The organism is uncultured Sphingomonas sp., assembly GCF_934560975.1.
In the GTDB taxonomy this organism is placed as follows: domain Bacteria; phylum Pseudomonadota; class Alphaproteobacteria; order Sphingomonadales; family Sphingomonadaceae; genus Sphingomonas_I.
In genome coordinates, this window is sequence record NZ_CAKTFO010000025.1 from 15,345 (window position 1) to 31,361 (window position 16,017).

General features: G+C 67.9%; 19 protein-coding genes and 1 tRNA gene. 13 read left to right on the forward strand and 7 right to left on the reverse strand.

Annotation, left to right across the window (positions count from 1 at the left end):
• The first annotated feature begins 3 nt into the window (after positions 1-3).
• Positions 4-1,122, forward strand: a complete 1,119-nt coding sequence (gene hemW / locus Q0D93_RS13040) for a radical SAM family heme chaperone HemW (RefSeq protein WP_294395106.1) — start codon at positions 4-6, stop codon at positions 1,120-1,122.
• On the opposite strand, the gene Q0D93_RS13045 is transcribed toward hemW, so the two are convergent.
• Positions 1,123-2,331 carry a penicillin-binding protein activator gene (locus tag Q0D93_RS13045; protein WP_294395108.1) on the reverse strand — a complete coding sequence of 403 codons (1,209 nt, stop codon included), beginning with the start codon at positions 2,329-2,331 and terminating at the stop codon, positions 1,123-1,125. It lies immediately after the preceding gene.
• Between the two features lie 10 nt (positions 2,332-2,341).
• Here Q0D93_RS13045 and rsmI point away from each other — a divergent pair, with 10 nt between their 5' ends.
• From rsmI to gshB, 3 genes are read left to right on the forward strand one after another with little or no spacing between them, the layout of a single operon-like run.
• Positions 2,342-3,187, forward strand: coding sequence for a 16S rRNA (cytidine(1402)-2'-O)-methyltransferase (gene rsmI / locus Q0D93_RS13050; protein ID WP_294395110.1), 846 nt, complete (start codon positions 2,342-2,344; stop codon positions 3,185-3,187).
• A 32-nt stretch (positions 3,188-3,219) separates the two neighbouring features.
• The gene (locus Q0D93_RS13055) at positions 3,220-3,537 is read left to right on the forward strand and encodes a YraN family protein (protein WP_294395146.1); all 318 of its coding nucleotides are present in this window, start codon (positions 3,220-3,222) and stop codon (positions 3,535-3,537) included.
• Positions 3,538-3,586: 49 nt separating this feature from the next.
• Positions 3,587-4,543 carry a glutathione synthase gene (gshB, locus tag Q0D93_RS13060; protein WP_294395112.1) on the forward strand — a complete coding sequence of 319 codons (957 nt, stop codon included), beginning with the start codon at positions 3,587-3,589 and terminating at the stop codon, positions 4,541-4,543.
• On the opposite strand, the gene Q0D93_RS13065 is transcribed toward gshB, so the two are convergent.
• A complete protein-coding gene (locus Q0D93_RS13065; protein WP_294395114.1) occupies positions 4,473-5,108 on the reverse strand; it encodes a Plug domain-containing protein in 636 nt (211 codons plus the stop codon). The genes gshB and Q0D93_RS13065 overlap by 71 nt on opposite strands.
• A 117-nt stretch (positions 5,109-5,225) precedes the next feature.
• Positions 5,226-5,588 (reverse strand): phosphoribosyl-AMP cyclohydrolase, encoded by a 363-nt coding sequence (gene hisI, locus Q0D93_RS13070; RefSeq protein ID WP_294395117.1) that lies wholly within the window; start codon positions 5,586-5,588, stop codon positions 5,226-5,228.
• A 120-nt stretch (positions 5,589-5,708) separates the two neighbouring features.
• On the opposite strand from hisI, the gene purF reads away from it, so the two are divergent.
• Genes purF through Q0D93_RS13085 form a run of 3 tightly spaced genes read left to right on the forward strand, consistent with a single transcriptional unit; the run spans position 5,709 to position 8,765 of the window.
• Positions 5,709-7,166 (forward strand): amidophosphoribosyltransferase, encoded by a 1,458-nt coding sequence (gene purF / locus Q0D93_RS13075; protein WP_294395119.1) that lies wholly within the window; start codon positions 5,709-5,711, stop codon positions 7,164-7,166.
• A gap of 51 nt (positions 7,167-7,217) precedes the next feature.
• Positions 7,218-8,006 carry an OBAP family protein gene (locus tag Q0D93_RS13080; protein WP_294395120.1) on the forward strand — a complete coding sequence of 263 codons (789 nt, stop codon included), beginning with the start codon at positions 7,218-7,220 and terminating at the stop codon, positions 8,004-8,006.
• Positions 8,007-8,051: 45 nt separating this feature from the next.
• Positions 8,052-8,765 (forward strand): SDR family NAD(P)-dependent oxidoreductase, encoded by a 714-nt coding sequence (locus tag Q0D93_RS13085; protein WP_294395122.1) that lies wholly within the window; start codon positions 8,052-8,054, stop codon positions 8,763-8,765.
• A 9-nt stretch (positions 8,766-8,774) separates the two neighbouring features.
• Here the strand turns inward: Q0D93_RS13085 and Q0D93_RS13090 are convergent, their stop codons facing one another.
• On the reverse strand, positions 8,775-9,185 hold the full coding sequence (locus Q0D93_RS13090; RefSeq protein ID WP_294395124.1) for a hypothetical protein: 411 nt from the start codon (positions 9,183-9,185) through the stop codon (positions 8,775-8,777).
• Positions 9,186-9,282: 97 nt separating this feature from the next.
• Here Q0D93_RS13090 and Q0D93_RS13095 point away from each other — a divergent pair, with 97 nt between their 5' ends.
• Genes Q0D93_RS13095 through Q0D93_RS13110 form a run of 4 tightly spaced genes read left to right on the forward strand, consistent with a single transcriptional unit; the run spans position 9,283 to position 12,966 of the window.
• A complete protein-coding gene (locus tag Q0D93_RS13095) occupies positions 9,283-9,753 on the forward strand; it encodes an RNA pyrophosphohydrolase (RefSeq protein WP_294395126.1) in 471 nt (156 codons plus the stop codon).
• A gap of 29 nt (positions 9,754-9,782) precedes the next feature.
• A complete protein-coding gene (locus Q0D93_RS13100) occupies positions 9,783-10,703 on the forward strand; it encodes a DUF481 domain-containing protein (RefSeq protein ID WP_294395128.1) in 921 nt (306 codons plus the stop codon).
• On the forward strand, positions 10,703-11,716 hold the full coding sequence (locus tag Q0D93_RS13105; RefSeq protein ID WP_294395130.1) for an arginine N-succinyltransferase: 1,014 nt from the start codon (positions 10,703-10,705) through the stop codon (positions 11,714-11,716). Before Q0D93_RS13100 ends, Q0D93_RS13105 begins: the two co-directional genes overlap by 1 nt.
• On the forward strand, positions 11,716-12,966 hold the full coding sequence (locus Q0D93_RS13110) for an N-succinylarginine dihydrolase (protein ID WP_294395133.1): 1,251 nt from the start codon (positions 11,716-11,718) through the stop codon (positions 12,964-12,966). Before Q0D93_RS13105 ends, Q0D93_RS13110 begins: the two co-directional genes overlap by 1 nt.
• 11 nt (positions 12,967-12,977) lie before the next feature.
• On the opposite strand, the gene Q0D93_RS13115 is transcribed toward Q0D93_RS13110, so the two are convergent.
• A complete protein-coding gene (locus Q0D93_RS13115) occupies positions 12,978-13,166 on the reverse strand; it encodes a DUF4169 family protein (protein ID WP_294395135.1) in 189 nt (62 codons plus the stop codon).
• Positions 13,166-14,053: a YegS/Rv2252/BmrU family lipid kinase gene (locus Q0D93_RS13120; RefSeq protein ID WP_294395137.1), complete on the reverse strand. Its 888-nt coding sequence runs from the start codon at positions 14,051-14,053 to the stop codon at positions 13,166-13,168. Before Q0D93_RS13120 ends, Q0D93_RS13115 begins: the two co-directional genes overlap by 1 nt.
• Positions 14,054-14,304: 251 nt before the next feature.
• Here Q0D93_RS13120 and hemB point away from each other — a divergent pair, with 251 nt between their 5' ends.
• Positions 14,305-15,300, forward strand: coding sequence for a porphobilinogen synthase (hemB, locus tag Q0D93_RS13125; protein ID WP_294395138.1), 996 nt, complete (start codon positions 14,305-14,307; stop codon positions 15,298-15,300).
• Positions 15,301-15,325: 25 nt separating this feature from the next.
• Here hemB and Q0D93_RS13130 read toward each other — a convergent pair whose 3' ends face one another.
• Entirely contained in the window at positions 15,326-15,742 is a 417-nt protein-coding gene (locus Q0D93_RS13130; protein ID WP_294395139.1) for a hypothetical protein, read from the reverse strand.
• 196 nt (positions 15,743-15,938) lie between these two features.
• Here Q0D93_RS13130 and Q0D93_RS13135 point away from each other — a divergent pair.
• Positions 15,939-16,015, forward strand: a tRNA-Arg gene (locus tag Q0D93_RS13135).
• Positions 16,016-16,017 lie beyond the last annotated feature (2 nt).

The window sequence follows — 16,017 nt, forward strand, 5'->3', positions numbered from 1 at the left end:
GCCATGCACTCCGAGGCGCTGGCCCTCTACATTCACTGGCCTTTTTGCGTATCGAAATGCCCGTATTGCGACTTCAACAGCCATGTGCGGGAGCAGGTGGATCAGGCGCGGTGGCGGGATGCGTTGCTGGCGGATCTGGCGCATGAGGCGGCGGTGGGGCCAAAGCGGCCGCTGACCTCGATCTTCTTCGGCGGGGGGACGCCGTCGCTGATGCCGCCTGCTACCGTGGCCGCCTTGCTGGAGGCGGCGGAGCGGCAGTGGGGCTTTGCGTCCGGCATCGAAATCACGCTCGAGGCCAATCCCTCGTCAGTCGAGGCCGCGCGCTTCGCCGATCTCGCGGCGGCGGGCGTCAATCGCGTCAGCCTGGGGCTGCAGGCGCTGGACGATCGGGCGCTCCACTTCCTGGGCCGCGCGCATGACGTGGCGGAGGGGCTGGCGGCGCTGGATATTGCCCAATCCGTGTTCGAGCGGGTCACCTTTGACCTCATCTATGCCCGGCCGGGACAGTCCATAGAGGCGTGGGAGGCGGAGTTGGCCCGCGCGCTCGGCTTCGGCACAGGCCATCTGTCCTTGTACCAGCTGACGATCGAGCCGGGCACGCGCTTCGCCACGCTGGCCGCCAAGGGGCAATTGCCGCCGGTCGATCCCGATCATGCGGCCGACCTGTTCGAGCTGACCCGATCGCGCACCCAAGCCGCCGGCCTGCCGGCCTACGAAACGTCGAACCACGCCCGCCCCGGCGAAGAGAGCCGCCACAACCTCACCTACTGGCGCTATGGCGACTATCTGGGGATCGGACCCGGCGCGCATGGCCGCCGCCATGGCTGCGCGACGGTCCGCCACCGCAAGCCGGAAAACTGGCTTTCTGGAATCGACACCACCAGCCACGGCATTGCCGAGCAGGAACAACTCGCCCCGATGGTGCAGGCGCGCGAGGCGCTGGTGATGGGCCTGCGCCTGAAAGAAGGGGTGCGCTGGGACAGGATCGCCCCGGCCTTGAACGGAGAGTCGGTGGAGCGCCTCAGCCGTCACGGTCTGATCGAGCGCAGCGCCGACCGCCTCCGCGTGCGGAGCGCGGGCGTGCTGCTGCTCGATGCAATTCTGGCGGAGATCGCTGCCTGATCAGAAGCCCTTAGGCGCCGGCGAGATGATCGTGCCGGTCGCGCCGCCGCCGATCTGGTGCACGGCCAGCGCCCGCTCCGCGATGCGCCCACCACCGAAGCGGAACGCGCCGTCCACCCCGACGAAGCCGCCCGCATCCTCCAATTTGTCCGCCGGGAAGAACGCCCCCGGCCTCCAGTCGCGTGCGATCCGGGCGGTCAGCAGCACCGCGTCATAGCCCAGACTCGCCAGGCGATAGGGCGTGCGGCCGTAACGGGCGCGGTATCGGACCACGAACTGGTCGAACAAAGTATCGTCGACGCTGGCATACCAGGCGCCGCTCATCAACGGTGCGGCGTTCAAACCTCGCTCCGCATTCCACAACTCGGTGCCAAGGATGCGCACCCCTGTCCCGCTCAGCTTGCGGATGGCGGGCGTGGAGGCGATGGCGATGCGGCCGCTGTCGGCAATCAGCACCGCATCATATGGCTGCTTGGACAAAGCCTGAACGGCTGACGCGATCGACTTCGGCGTGCGATCGTAATTCTGCATCGTCACCACGCTGCCGCCGGCCGCCTCGACCGAGCGGATCAGGGCGGTGGAGGCGTTGCGCCCGTACAGGCCCGGCGGGATCAGGCCGGCGAAGCGGGTGATGCCCCGGCTGCGGGCATAGCGCACCACCCGATCGATCGACTGGGTGGGAGAGAAACCGAGCAGCCACGCATTGCCGCCCGCCACGGAAGCGTCGTTGGAAAAGGCGATCACCGGCACCCGCACGGCGGCGGCGATGGGCGACACGGCGCTCACATCCTCCGCCAGCAAGGGCCCGAGCACCAGCCGATTGCCGTCGGCAAACGCCTTGCGTGCGGCGACTGCGGCACCCGGCGCGGTGTCGTAGTTGGTGATGCGGATATCCTTGCTGCCCGCATCGGCCAGCGCCAGCGCGGCGGCATTGGCGATCGACTGGCCGACCGCGCCGTTGGGACCGGTCAGCGGCACCAGCAAGGCCACGCGATGGCGCGCCTCGTCGACCGGCAGCGTTCCGGACGGGGCCGCAGCCTGCGACGGCTGCGGCAGTGGCGCGGGGCGGCTGGGCGGGGGCGTCGGTGCCGAACGCGGCACCAAAGTCGAACAGGAGGCGAGCAGCACCGCCATTCCCGCGCCCAATCCGCGGAGTGCCGCCCGACGCGCCCACGCGCCCGATTGCCCCCGGGGGCTCTGCTCTGCCATGTAGTCTCCCATGTCCTCGCCAGAAAGCGAACGCCTGTCGCCAGGCCTCTACATCGTCGCAACACCGATCGGCAACTTGTCCGACCTCACTCCACGCGCCGCCGACACCCTGTCGCGTGCGGACGTGGTCGCGGTGGAGGATAGTCGCGTCACCGCCAAGCTGCTCGGCCATATCGGCGTGAAGCGGCCGATGCTGCCGTATCACGACCATAATGCGGATCGGGTCCGGCCCGCCTTGATCGAGCGCATGGCGCGGGAGGCGGTGGCCCTGGTGTCGGACGCCGGCACCCCCCTCATCTCCGATCCGGGCTTCAAGCTGGTGCGCGATGCGCGCGCTGCCGGCCATGCGATCACCACCCTGCCCGGCCCCTGTGCCGCCATCGCCGCCTTGACGTTGAGCGGGTTGCCGACCGATCGCTTCCTGTTCCTGGGTTTCCTGCCATCCAAGGCCAAGGCGCGCGCTGACGCCATTGCCGAAGTGGCGGCGATACGCGCCACTCTGATCCTGTACGAATCGGGCCCGCGCCTCGGTGTCGCGCTGGCGGCCCTGGCGGAGGGGCTGGGCGCTCGCGACGCGGCGGTGGCGCGGGAAATCAGCAAGGCGTTTGAGGAATGCGTCACCGGCACCTTGTCCGAACTCGCCGCGCGCTATGCCGAGGCGGGTCCCAAGGGCGAAATCGTGGTAATGGTCGGTCCGCCCGGAGAGGCCCCACCCGTGTCGGAAGACGATGTCGACGCGCTGCTGACGGACGCATTGGAACGCCTGCCGGCGGCCAAGGCTGCGGCGGAAGTAGCCAAGGCGACCGGGCTGCAGAAGCGCGATCTCTATGCCCGCGCACTGGCGATGAAGGCGTGAGGGACCGCCGCCGCGCCGAACGATCGGGCCGGATGGGGGAGACCGCCGCCGCCTGGTGGCTGCGCCTCAAGGGCTGGCGCATCCTCGACCGCCGCGTGCGCACGCCGGCTGGCGAGGTCGACCTGATCGCGCGCAAGCCGGGCCTGGTCGCCTTTGTCGAGGTGAAGCGTCGCGCGACCGGTGCCGAACTCGACTTCGCGATCGATCAGCGGCGGCTCGCCCGCGTAGCGGCAGCGGCCGAGGTGCTGGCCCCGCGCTATCTCCACCCCGGCGAAGACATGCGGGTGGACGTGATCCTGATCGCGCCAGGCCGCGCGCTCCGCCATATCGAGAATGCCTGGATCGGGTGACATATAGCGGCCGAGCGCCTACCTGCCCGCATATCAGAAGGAGATCGGCATGAGCCTGCGCGTCGCGGTCCAGATGGACCCCATCGAAACGATCAACATTGCGGGCGATTCCACCTTTGCCCTGATGCTGGCGGCGCAGGCGCGCGGGCACGAACTGTTCCATTATGCCGCCGGCGACCTGTCCTACCGCGAAGGCCGGCTGACCGCGCCGGCCCGTGCCGTAACGGTGCAGCGGGTGGTGGGCGACCATGTCCGCGCCGGCGCGCCGCGCATCCTCGACCTGGGCGAGGAGGTGGACGTGATCCTGATGCGGCAGGACCCGCCGTTCGACCTGGCCTATATCACCGCCACCCATTTGCTGGAGCGGATCCAGCGCCGGACCCTGGTGGTGAACGATCCGGCGTCCGTCCGCAACGCGCCCGAAAAGCTGTTCGTGCTGGACTATGCCGAGTTCATGCCGCCGACCCTGATCACCCGCCGGCTGGAGGATGCGCGAGCCTTCCATGCCCAGCATGGCGAGGTGGTGGTAAAGCCGCTCTACGGCAATGCGGGATCGGCCGTGTTCCATGTCGGCCGCAAGGATGCGAACCTGGCCGCGCTGACCGAATTATTCGGCCAGGTGTGGCGCGAGCCGTTCATGGTTCAGGCCTTCCTTCCCGACGTGAGCCAGGGAGACAAACGCATTGTGCTTGTCGATGGCAAGCCGGCGGGCGGGGTCAACCGCCTGCCGAAAGAGGGCGAGATCCGGTCCAACCTGGCGGTCGGCGGCAAGGGTGCGGCGACCGACCTCACCGCGCGTGAGCTGGGGATCTGTGCCCGGATCGGCCCGGAATTGGCCCGGCGTGGGCTGGTGTTCGTGGGCATTGACGTGATTGCGGGCTTCCTGACCGAAATCAACGTCACCTCCCCCACCGGCATCGTCGCCATCGACGCCTTCAACGGCACGGACACGCCCGCCTTGATCTGGGACGCGATCGAGGCACGGTGCGCCGCCATGCCGGGCTGACCTGAGGGACGCGAGCGGCTGTCGAACACCGCCTGCGTCCGCCAGGTGGTGAAGGCCCCGAAATCATGTTCGTAGCGCGCGCCGACGACGGTGCGGCGATCGTTGCGGGCGAGCCCCCTTCCTCGGCGGTCTGCGCGATCCGGACGCCGTTAATGCCGTTGACCAGAACGGGAACGGTGCCGCAGCCGAGTGCCGCCTCCGCCGCCGTCTCGCACCCTTTCTGATAGGGGTTCGTGCGATATTGGTTGCGCGACAGCCGGGTCGACAGCTGAAACTCGCCCTCGTTGTAGATCAGTTTGAACGTCACCCGATCCTCCGGCGATATGGCCCAGCTCGCCAGCGCGTTGATCATGCCCGTTTCATAGCGGTTGCGGGCGTTGGACCCACGGATCGATACGCCGACATCGCGCGGGCCTTTGCCCTGGATCACGGCCACGCCCGGCGACAGCTTGACGATGTCGGCAATGGTGGTCGCGGGCGTGTTGCGGAAGCGGCTGTCGTCCACGGTGGTGACGGTCCGGCCCGCCATGTCGCGGGTCGGCGGCAGGGCCGTAGCGGTGACCACCACCTCGCTTTCTCCGGTTGGCGACGACCGGGGCTGCGGGCCCGCGGGCTGGCGGCGGCGCTGCTGCGTCCCGTATGCTCTACGGGCTGGCCGGTTTCGGGAAAGTGCCGTCACGCATCACGGCTCGCGGATCAGCGCCCCGTCTTCGATCCTGCGGTAGAAACAGCTGCGGGCCCCCGTGTGGCAGGCGGGCCCCGCCGGATCCGCCTTGATCCAGATCGCGTCCTGGTCGCAGTCCACCCGCATCTCCGCCACGGACAGGACATGGCCGGACGTCTCGCCTTTCTTCCACAGGCGGCCACGCGATCGGGACCAGAACCATGCCTCGCCCGTCGCCATTGTCCGATCCAGCGCCTCGGCATTCATGTGCGCCACCATCAGCAGCTCACAGCTGCTCCGGTCGGTGACCACGGCCGTTACCAGCCCGGCGTCATCCCACTTCGGCTGCAATGCGCCGCCCGTTTCGCGATCGTCTCCCATGGCAGCCCCTGTAGCGTGCGACGAACAGATACGAAATCTTTGTCATTCGGGTGTCATGAGGGGCGACAATCGGATCGCACCCCCCTATATGGGCGGCGCCTCCCCAGCAGCAGGGCTGAGATGCTCACAACCAATCCATTCGACGACGACAAGCTGCGCGAAGAGTGCGGCATCTTCGGTGTTCACGGCGCGGAATCGGCGGCTGCCGTTGTCGCACTGGGTCTCCACGCCCTCCAGCATCGCGGCCAGGAAGCCGCCGGCATAACATCGTGGGACGGTCACCTGTTCCACACCCATCGTGCGATGGGTCATGTTGCCGGCAATTTCGACCGGGACGAGGTGATACGCGGACTGCCCGGCAAAATCGCGTGCGGTCACGTCCGCTATTCGACCACGGGCGAAACCTCGATCCGCAACGTGCAGCCGCTGTTTGCGGAACTGGCGGCGGGCGGCTTCGCGGTGGCGCATAATGGCAACCTGTCCAACGCCATGCACCTGAAGAAGGAGCTGGTGCGCCGGGGATCGATCTTTCAATCGACCAGTGACACGGAAACGATCATCCACCTGGTCGCGACGTCGACCTATCCCAGCCTGATCGACCGTTTCATCGATGCGCTGCGCCGGATCGAGGGCGCATATGCCCTGATCTGCATGACGCCCGAGGGGATGATCGCCTGCCGCGATCCGCTGGGCATTCGTCCGCTGGTGATGGGCAAGCTCGGCGATGCGACCATTTTTGCCTCCGAGACGGTGGCCCTGGACGTGGTCGGCGCGGAGTTCGTGCGTCAGGTCGATCCGGGCGAGATCGTGATCGTGTCGGACACGTTGGTCCGCTCGATCCGCCCGTTCGCACCGGTGCGCCCGCGCCCTTGCGTGTTCGAGCATGTCTATTTCTCGCGTCCGGACTCGGTGGTTGACGGCACGTCCGTCTATTCCGTCCGCAAGCAGATCGGCGCCGAGCTGGCCTTGGAAAGCCCGGTGAATGCCGACTACGTCATCCCCGTGCCCGATTCGGGCGTGCCCGCCGCGATCGGCTATGCCCAGGAAAGCGGCGTGCCGTTTGAACTGGGGATCATCCGCTCGCACTATGTCGGCCGCACCTTCATCCAGCCGGCGGACAATATCCGCCACCTGGGCGTGAAGCTGAAGCACAATGCCAACCGCGCGTTGCTGCAGGGCAAGCGCATCGTGCTGGTCGATGATTCGATCGTGCGCGGAACCACCAGTTTGAAGATCGTGCAGATGATGCGCGATGCGGGCGCGAGCGAGGTGCATATGCGCATCGCCTCCCCGCCCACCCGGCACAGCTGCTTCTATGGCGTCGACACGCCGGAACGGGCCAAGCTGCTCGCCGCGCGCATGTCGGTGCAGGAAATGGCGGACTATATCGGCGCGGACAGCCTGGCCTTCATCTCGGTCGATGGCCTGTATCGCGCGCTGGGCGAGAAGGGCCGCATCGCCCAAATGCCAAGCCATTGCGACGCCTGCTTCACCGGCGACTACCCGACCCCGCTGACCGACTATGAGGACGTGCAGATGCAGGTCGTCCCCGCACCGAAGGAGAGCGTGCCCGCCTGACCGGCCGAAACGATCCCGATCCTGGCGGGTTGTACCGCCAGGAGACGCTTCATGGCGCAGGATCCCGGACAAGGCTGCCCCGATTGCTCGGGGCGCAGCAACGTAGCGGCATTGGGCATCGGGATCGCCGCCGGTGCCGTCACCGCGGCGGGCCTGCTGCTCGGTCGCAAGGCGATCGCTGCGGCGGCCGTCGGCAAGGGGCATCCGCTGAAGCGCCGCGTGCTGGATGCGGCGGCGGGCGCGATGCAGCGCAAGTGGCCGGTGGAGGCGATGAGCACCTATCTCAACGGCTTTCACATGTATGCCGACGACATGGGGCGTCAGGTAGAGGCGACACATTTCTGCATCCACCTGCGCCACGATCTGCATCAATGCGTCATCTTCGACTCCAACACGCCCGACGCACGCCTGATCGGCATCGAATATATCATCAGCGAGGATCGCTTTCGCGCCCTGCCGGACGATGAGAAAAGGCTGTGGCATAGCCACCATTATGAGGTGAAGTCGGGCGTCCTCGTCGCCCCCGGCATTCCGGAGCTGGCCGAGCGCACCTACTTCCAGGACTTGGTCACCACCTATGGCAAGACCTTTCACAATTGGCAGATCGACCGGGACGATTTCCCCTTTGGTATCCCGCAGTTGATGATGGGCTTCACCGCGGACGGACAGGCGGACCCCGCGCTGATCGCGGATCGCGACCGGCGGCTTGGGGTTTCTACCGACCACCGACGACGCCAGCGGAGCAGCATCCCCATGCCGCAGGTCGCGCCGGGCGCCAACGGGTGGGAGAGCGGATTGAGCGTGCAGACCCGGATCGAGGAGGTCGCCTTCCGCCGATAATGCGGGGCGGCTTCCTCCCGGGGGCGAATGCGCTAAGGGTCGGGCATGACCGAACGCCCCCTTTCCGACCGCGTCGCCCTCGTCACCGGCGCCAGCCGTGGGATCGGCGCAGCCACCGCCATCACGCTGGGCGAACGCGGCGCGCACGTCATCCTGGTGGCGCGCACCACCGGCGGCCTGGAGGAAACCGAGGAGGCGATCTATCGCGCCGGGGGCAGCGCCACCATCGCTCCGCTCGACCTGACGGACGGGGATTCGATCGGTCGCCTCGCCGCCGCCATCGGCGAGCGTTGGGGGCGGCTCGACATGCTGGTCCTCAATGCCGCCATGCTGGGGGCTCTGGCGCCGGTGCCGTCGATCGAGGGCAAGGAGTTTTCGCAACTGCTGACGCTGAACGTGGCCGCCAACCAGGCCCTGATCGCGGGCTTCGACCCCTGGCTGCGGCAGAGCGCAGCCGCCCGTCTGGTCGCCGTAACGTCCAGCGTCGGCCAGAGCCCGCGCGCCTATTGGGGCGGTTACGGCGCGTCCAAGGCGGCGCTGGAGACTTTGGTGCTCGCTTATGGGGAGGAGATGCGCGACCTGGGTGACCTGCGCGTCGCCATCGTCGATCCCGGCGCCACCGCCACCGCCATGCGAAAGAGCGCCTTTCCGGGCGAGGATGCCGCCACGATCAAGTCGCCCGCCGTCGTGGGCGCGGCCATTGCCGACCTGCTCTGCAGCGACTTTGCGACGGGCTATCGGGTACGGGTCGCGGCCTGATCCGAAGGATCAGCGTGCGGGTGTCTTGGTCACGCCGCGCAGGAACGGGCCACGATCCGCCTCTGGCAGCTCGCGCAGCACGGCCAGCATCCGGTCATTGTTGCGCTGGCGGATCTGCCCTTGCAGGTCCTCCGACTTGCGGAGCAGTTCCTCCACCCGATCGACGTTCACGCTGGACGCCAGTGCCGCCGCCGACAGCTGATCGCGCACCTGCCGCTGCTGCCGGACAAGCGCGAGCAGGTCCGGGTCGGGCACCCCTTGCGCCTTGGCGAAGACGGCGTTGCCTGCGTCCGACATGCCCTCGATCCGCCTGGGTGCGGGGGCCTGCTTGGCGGGGGTCGCGGCGGGCGCCTGCTGTGCCGCCACCCGCCCGGCGGCGAGCAGAACCAGGAGCGAGGCGAGGATGGACTTGGTCTTCATCAAAACCGGCTCCGGCAAGCGTTTCGGCTGCATAGTGCGACGATCCGGCCGAACGCAATCTTGATCCCGGCGGCGTTGTGGTGGAAGCGATACGCCGATGACCGACCTTCCTTACCGCCCCGCCGCAGGCATCATGCTGCTCAACGCGGACAATATGGTGTTCGTTGCCCAGCGGATCGATAGCCGGCTGGAGGCGTGGCAGATGCCCCAAGGCGGGCTCGACCCCGGTGAGGATGCCCGCGTCGGCGCCCTGCGCGAACTGGAAGAGGAAACCGGCATTCCGCCCGAACGGGTCGAGGTGATCGCCTGCGCATCGCGCACGTTCGACTATGACCTGCCGCCCGACCTGCTCGGCAAATTGTGGGGCGGGCGCTATCGCGGGCAGCGGCAGACCTGGTTCCTGTGCCGCTATCTGGGGCGGGATGGCCAGATCGACCTGAACACCGAGCATCCCGAGTTCAGCGCCTGGAAATGGGCCGAGCCGAGCCATCTTCCCGACATGATCGTGCCCTTCAAGAAGGAGCTCTACCGGGATGTACTGGCAGAGTTTGCGCCGCTGATCGGATGATTGTGGGAGTTGGGGTGAAAGGCGGAGCGATGCTGCTGCTGGCGAGTGCGGCGGTGGCCCCGGCCGTCGCGCAGGCGCCGCTTGCCCGGCCGATCGATCCGTCGGACACGATCGCCGCGATGATCGCCCAGGCCTATCGGTCCGGCAACGATGCCACGATCCAGGCGGTGGTGGGCGTGGCCAAGGCGACCTTTCCCGACCAGACGGCGGAGATCGATCGGCTCGCCGCCGGTAATGCCGCCGTGTTGGCCAGCGCCCGCAGGGAAGATCAGATCCGGGCGCAGGCGCGAATCGCCGCCGCCACCTTTTTCGAAATCTGGAAGGGCGAGCTGGAGGCAGGCGCCAGCCGCTCGACCGGCAGCACACGCACCGTGGGCATCTACGCCGCCGCGCGCCTCAACCGCGACGGCCTGAACTGGCGGCAGCGTTTCACCGGCCGCCTCGATTATCAGGAGACGGACGGCACCGCGACCACCGAGCGCCTGATCGCCGCCTACCAGCCCAATTACAAATGGAGCGACGAACTCTACTCCTACGGACTGGTGCAGTTCGAGCGGGACCGGTCGCTCGGTTATTCCAACCGTGGCACGCTGGGCGTTGGTATAGGCTATGTCGCGGCATCGGGGGTCAGCCGCCGGATCGAACTGGAGGGCGGGCCGGCCGTGCGTCGCACCGACTTCATTGACCAGGGACCTCGCCAGACGATCGCGGCGCGCGGCTCGTTATCCGCGCGGCTGGCGCTGTCGCCCACCCTGTCGCTGTCGCAGGATGCGCAGGTGTTCGTGGAGGCGAACGACACCACCGCCACTTCCACCACGGCGGTCGACACACGCCTCATCGGGGCGCTCAAGGCGCGCTTCTCCTACAATGTCCAATATGAGCAGGATGGCAGCTCCGGCGGCAATCAGCTTGACACGATCACGCGCGCGACCTTGGTATACAGCTTCTGATGACCGCAATCGTCCGCCCCGCCCGACCCGATGACCTCGAATCGCTGTACGAGATGGCGAAGCTGGCGGGGAACGGCTTCACCAACCTGCCGGCGGACCGGACCGCGCTGGCGGCGAAGCTGGCCCGGTCGGATGACGCCCTGTCGCTGGAAACCGCCGCCTCTGGCGACCACCTGTATGTGTTGATGCTGGAGGATCTGGACAGCGGGCGCATTGCCGGCACGGCCCAGATCATGGCGCGGGTCGGCGACAAAAGGCCGTTTTATTCCTACCGCCGTGGCGTGCTGACCCAGCATTCGGCCGAACTCGGCCGCAGTTTCCGGGCCGAAATGCTGACGCTGACCACCGATCTGGAAGGGTCGTCGGAGGTGGGCGGCCTGTTCCTGCATCCCCGCTTCCGCGCCGGCGGGCTCGGCCTGCTGCTCGCCCGCAGCCGTTACCTGTTCATTCGCCAGCATCGTGCGCGCTTTTGCGACCGGCTGCTGGCGGAATTGCGCGGCGTGATCGACGAAACGGGCGTGGCGCCGTTCTGGGACGGGCTGGCCGGGCCGTTCTTCGGCATGTCGTTCCGGGAAGCGGATGCCTTCAATGCGGTGAACGGCCACCAGTTCATCGCAGACCTGATGCCGAAGCATCCCATCTACCTTGCCATGCTGCCCGACAGCGCGCGCGCCGTGATCGGCGTGCCGCATCCGACCGGTCGGCCCGCCATGCGGATGCTGGAGGCAGAGGGGTTCGCATCGCAGGGCTATGTCGATATTTTCGATGGCGGTCCCACCTTGTCCGCTCCGACCGATCATGTCCGCACCATCCGCGACGCCGGCGAGACGGTGATCGACGCCGTGGGCTGCGCCCGCCCGACCAAGGCCTTGGTATCCGCCGGGACGCTGCGCGACTTCCGCGCCGCCCTGGGCGAGGCGTCGTACGAGGATGGGCGCTTTCACCTCGCGGCAGCCTGCGCGGAAACGCTGGGCGTGACGGCTGGCGACACCGTTTTGCACGTGGCGCGGTGATGGCGGTGCTGGAAATCAACTTCGACGGCATCGTCGGGCCGAGCCACAATTACGCCGGCCTCAGCCCCGGCAACCTCGCCGCCAGCAACAATGCGGGCCGACAGTCGCATCCACGCGCCGCGGCGCTGGAGGGGGTGTCCAAGATGCGTGCCAACCTGGAACTGGGCCTCGCGCAGGGCATCCTGCTGCCGCATCGCCGGCCGGATCGCGCCTGGCTGACGTCGCTCACGACCGATCCGGGCAGGGCCGATCCGTGGCTGCTGGCCGCGGCGCTGTCGGCCTCGCCGATGTGGGCCGCCAATGCCGCCACCGTGTCGCCCGCCGCCGACACCGGCGACGGCCGCTGCCACCTGACCGTCGCCAATCTGCAGACCATGCCGCATCGCAGCCACGAATGGCCGGAAACGCTGGCGCAATTGCGGCTCGCCTTCGCCCATGACTCCTTCGTGGTGCACGGGCCGGTGCCATCCCCCTTCGGCGATGAGGGCGCGGCCAACCACATGCGGTTGTCGGCCGAGCACGACGCGCCGGGGGTGGAGATCTTCGTCCATGGCACCGGCGGCGGTGGTTTCCCGGTCCGGCAACATGCGGAAGCCGGCCGCGCCATCGGACGCGCGCACGGGCTCGACCCCGCCCGCACCCTGCACATCGCGCAATCGGAAGCGGCGATCGCGGCCGGCGCGTTCCACAATGATGTGGTGGCGGTGGCGGACGGCCTGACCCTGTTCGCCCATGAGCAGGCCTTTGCCGATCGCGACGCGGTCCATGCCGAATTGCGCCGCGTCGTGCCCGGCGTGGAGATCGTGGAGGTTCCCGCCGCGCGGGTCACCCTCGCGGAGGCGATCCGCGCCTATCTGTTCAACGCGCAACTGGTGACCCTGCCGGAAGGCGGACAGGCGCTGATCCTGCCGGCGGAGGCGCGGGAAACGCCCGCCGTGCTGGCGTGGCTGGACGACATGCTGGCCGGTAACGGCCCGATCCGCAGGCTGATATGGGTGGATGTGCGCCAGTCCATGCGCAATGGCGGCGGCCCCGCCTGCCTCCGCCTGCGGGTGGTGGCCGATCCCGCACAGGTCGATCCACGCTTCCTGGTGAACGACGCCAGGCTCGATCGCATCGCGGCAGTGGTTGCCGACCATTGGCCGGAACAGATCGACCCCGCCGACCTCGCCTCCCCCGCATTGTGGCGCGCGCTCGACAATGGTCGATCGCACCTGCTGGCGTCGCTGGACCTTGCCGAACTGATCTGATCGGAACGCCGCTAGCGATCGCCCCCTGGCTCCAGCCGGTGGCCGTCGAGATGGCGCACCAGCCGCTCCGTCGCGAGATCGTCGCGCCGCCGCTCGTCCGGTGTGCGCCCATGCAAAGCGCGGTTCTGCTCTGCCCGGGCGGCAGCATCACTGCGCGCCTTGGCCTTGCGCGCGCGACGGAGATTGACGACCTCCCCCATCAGCGCGGCACCGCCATGGTGATCACACGATGCGCAACCCGTGCCATGACCGGGGTCTTCGCCAGCACCTCGCCATCGATCGAGATGGGCAGCGGGGGATCGGTCCTGATCCGAAACCGCCGCCCGCGAAACTCACGCACCGTGCCGCGGACCTTGTCGGGGCCGAGCAGGCTCAGGCCCCAGCTCCACAGCAACTTGGAGCGCGCGCGGCCTTCGATCGCCTGCACCACGATCTCGCCATCGTCCACGCTTGTCTCGACCAGTTCGGTCCCGCCATGATAGCGCCCGTTGGCGATCCGCACCTCCAGCGCGTTCATCTCGTGGATCTTGCCCGCATCATCCTCGACGAAGAGGCGGAACGGCTTGAACCGCGCCATCTGCACCGCCGCCCAGGCGAGGTATCCGGGACGGCCCAGCCGCTTCTTGAGGCCATGCGGCACGGTTTCCGCGATCAGGGGCGAAATGCCGATCGCCGCGCAGTTCACGAAATAATCGTCGTCGATCATGCCCAGGTCGATGCGATGCGGCTTGCCTTCCGCAATCACCTTGACCGCGCCGGCCACGTCCAGCGGGATTTCCACGGTTCGCGAAAAGCTGTTGGCGGTGCCGAGCGGCAGGATCGCAAACACCGCATCGGTGCCCACCAGATGATCGACCGAGGACGATAGCGATCCGTCCCCGCCGCCCACGATCACCATCGGTGCGCCGTCCCGCACCGCCTCACACACCTTGGTGGTCAGATGGTCGGGATCACGCACCGCCACGGCGGAGACCAGTTCGACCCCCGCCTCCGTCAACAATCGGCAGGCTTCGCGGAACGCCTCCTGGCCATTGCGTGACTTGGCATTGACGACCAACGCGGCGGAGCGGGGAAGTTGTTCGTTCACAAGGTCTCCAACGCCGCGAGTGCCGACAGGATGCAAAGGCTACGGGGTTGCCGGCCCTCCCGCGAGACACTGATAGCCTGCATCGCCGGTGCAGCAACACGCCCATCGTCCCCGAAAGCGCCATCAGCACACGGCCAAGGCATTATCGATGCACGCCGCGCAAGCCACCTTGCCGAGAATGCTCTCCCGCCGGCCGCGCCGGTGGAACAAAGGGTTTTCGCCCGCCCGGCTTCGGTTCTAGAAACGGCGCCATGTCGCATGCGTCTTACCCCCACATCCGCCTTCGCCGCACCCGTGCCGCCGCCTGGAGCCGGGCAATGGTGGCCGAAACCACCCTGTCGCCCGCCAACCTGATCTGGCCTTTGTTCGTGACGGAGGGCCAACAGGTGGAAGCTCCGGTAGCCACCCTGCCCGGCGTGTCTCGCTGGTCGGTCGACCGCATCGTCGACAAGGCGCGCGAAGCCCGCGACTTAGGCATCCCCTGCGTTGCTTTGTTCCCCAACACGCCCCCGGGATTGCGCAGCATCGGCGGGGAGGAGGCGCTCAATCCCGGCAATCTGATGTGCCGGGCGACCAGCGCGATCCGCGATGCCGTGCCGGAGGTAGGCATCCTGACCGACGTCGCGCTCGACCCCTATACCGCACACGGGCATGACGGCCTGATCGACGATCAGGGCCGCGTACTGAACGATGCGACCATGGAGGTGCTGGTCAAGCAGGCGCTGGTGCTGGCCCGCGCCGGCGCCAGCATCATCGCGCCGTCCGACATGATGGACGGGCGCGTCGGCGCGATCCGCGGCGCGCTGGAGGCCGACGGGCACCATGACGTGCAGATCATGGCCTATGCCGCCAAATATGCCTCCGCCTTCTACGGCCCGTTCCGCGACGCCGTCGGCTCCGGCGGGCTGCTCAAGGGCGACAAGCGCGGCTATCAGATGGACCCGGCTAATGCCGAGGAGGCGCTGCGCGAGGTGGCGCTGGACCTGGCCGAGGGCGCCGACACCGTGATGGTCAAGCCCGGCCTGCCCTATCTCGACATCGTCCGCCGCGTGAAGGAGCGGTTCGAGGTGCCGGTCTTCGCCTACCAGGTGTCCGGCGAATATGCGATGATCGAGGCGGCGGCGGCGGCCGGCGCCGGGGATCGCGACGCACTCGTACTGGAAACCCTGCTGGCCTTTCGTCGGGCCGGCTGTTCGGGCGTGCTGACCTATCATGCGGCGCATGCGGCACGGTTGCTGCGCGCCTGAACGCAATCCGGGGCTGTGTCAGGTCTTACCGCAGCCGGCCGGCCAGCGCCTGAACCGTGCCCGCCTGGGCGGTCCCGATCGACTCCACCGTCGCCGCCGCCGCATCCACGGCGGCGCGGTTGCCGGCGCTGGCATTAACGGGATCAGCCCGCAATTCCTCGATTGCCGTCAATTGCGCCTGGATCGGACCGCGCGCGGCTTCCAGTGCGGAGATCGCCTGCTGCGCCGCGATCCACTCTTCGCCGCCTTCACCCCTGCCGGAAGCCTTGCCGATCGCGGCATCGGCAGCCTCACGCGCAGAGGCGAACGCCGTCTCTCCCTGCCGCGCCTCGGCCACGATGGCGGACAGCCGCTTGCCAAGGGCCGGGTCCAGCGCCGCTTCGGGCTCGCTCGCCTGTGCGGGATCGAGTAAAGGCTGCCGCTCAACCGGGCGCTTCGCCAACGAGGGCGCATCGATCCGGCCTTGGCATCCCCCCGCCATCACGAGCAGCATCAAAGCGGGCAAGGCGTGAGGGAAGCGCATAAGCACCGATTAAGCCCACAACTTTTTCAGCACAACGCTTGCGCAACCCGAAATCACCCGCTAACTGCCCCCTCACACCGCCGAACAGGCAGTGTTACCGCCGAAAAGGCACTGCGCGCCCGTAGCTCAGCTGGATAGAGCATCAGACTACGAATCTGAGGGTCGGACGTTCGAATCGTTCCGGGCGCGCCACT

What these genes read in the sequence shown, in the direction of transcription:
- hemW (WP_294395106.1), top strand. Translation starts at nt 4, where the DNA reads ATGCACTCCGAGGCGCTGGCCCTCTACATTCACTGGCCTTTTTGCGTA.
- Q0D93_RS13045 (WP_294395108.1), bottom strand. Translation starts at nt 2,331, where the DNA reads ATGGCAGAGCAGAGCCCCCGGGGGCAATCGGGCGCGTGGGCGCGTCGG.
- rsmI (WP_294395110.1), top strand. Translation starts at nt 2,342, where the DNA reads ATGTCCTCGCCAGAAAGCGAACGCCTGTCGCCAGGCCTCTACATCGTC.
- Q0D93_RS13055 (WP_294395146.1), top strand. Translation starts at nt 3,220, where the DNA reads ATGGGGGAGACCGCCGCCGCCTGGTGGCTGCGCCTCAAGGGCTGGCGC.
- gshB (WP_294395112.1), top strand. Translation starts at nt 3,587, where the DNA reads ATGAGCCTGCGCGTCGCGGTCCAGATGGACCCCATCGAAACGATCAAC.
- hisI (WP_294395117.1), bottom strand. Translation starts at nt 5,588, where the DNA reads ATGGGAGACGATCGCGAAACGGGCGGCGCATTGCAGCCGAAGTGGGAT.
- purF (WP_294395119.1), top strand. Translation starts at nt 5,709, where the DNA reads ATGCTCACAACCAATCCATTCGACGACGACAAGCTGCGCGAAGAGTGC.
- Q0D93_RS13080 (WP_294395120.1), top strand. Translation starts at nt 7,218, where the DNA reads ATGGCGCAGGATCCCGGACAAGGCTGCCCCGATTGCTCGGGGCGCAGC.
- Q0D93_RS13085 (WP_294395122.1), top strand. Translation starts at nt 8,052, where the DNA reads ATGACCGAACGCCCCCTTTCCGACCGCGTCGCCCTCGTCACCGGCGCC.
- Q0D93_RS13090 (WP_294395124.1), bottom strand. Translation starts at nt 9,185, where the DNA reads ATGAAGACCAAGTCCATCCTCGCCTCGCTCCTGGTTCTGCTCGCCGCC.
- Q0D93_RS13095 (WP_294395126.1), top strand. Translation starts at nt 9,283, where the DNA reads ATGACCGACCTTCCTTACCGCCCCGCCGCAGGCATCATGCTGCTCAAC.
- Q0D93_RS13100 (WP_294395128.1), top strand. Translation starts at nt 9,783, where the DNA reads ATGCTGCTGCTGGCGAGTGCGGCGGTGGCCCCGGCCGTCGCGCAGGCG.
- Q0D93_RS13105 (WP_294395130.1), top strand. Translation starts at nt 10,703, where the DNA reads ATGACCGCAATCGTCCGCCCCGCCCGACCCGATGACCTCGAATCGCTG.
- Q0D93_RS13110 (WP_294395133.1), top strand. Translation starts at nt 11,716, where the DNA reads ATGGCGGTGCTGGAAATCAACTTCGACGGCATCGTCGGGCCGAGCCAC.
- Q0D93_RS13115 (WP_294395135.1), bottom strand. Translation starts at nt 13,166, where the DNA reads ATGGGGGAGGTCGTCAATCTCCGTCGCGCGCGCAAGGCCAAGGCGCGC.
- hemB (WP_294395138.1), top strand. Translation starts at nt 14,305, where the DNA reads ATGTCGCATGCGTCTTACCCCCACATCCGCCTTCGCCGCACCCGTGCC.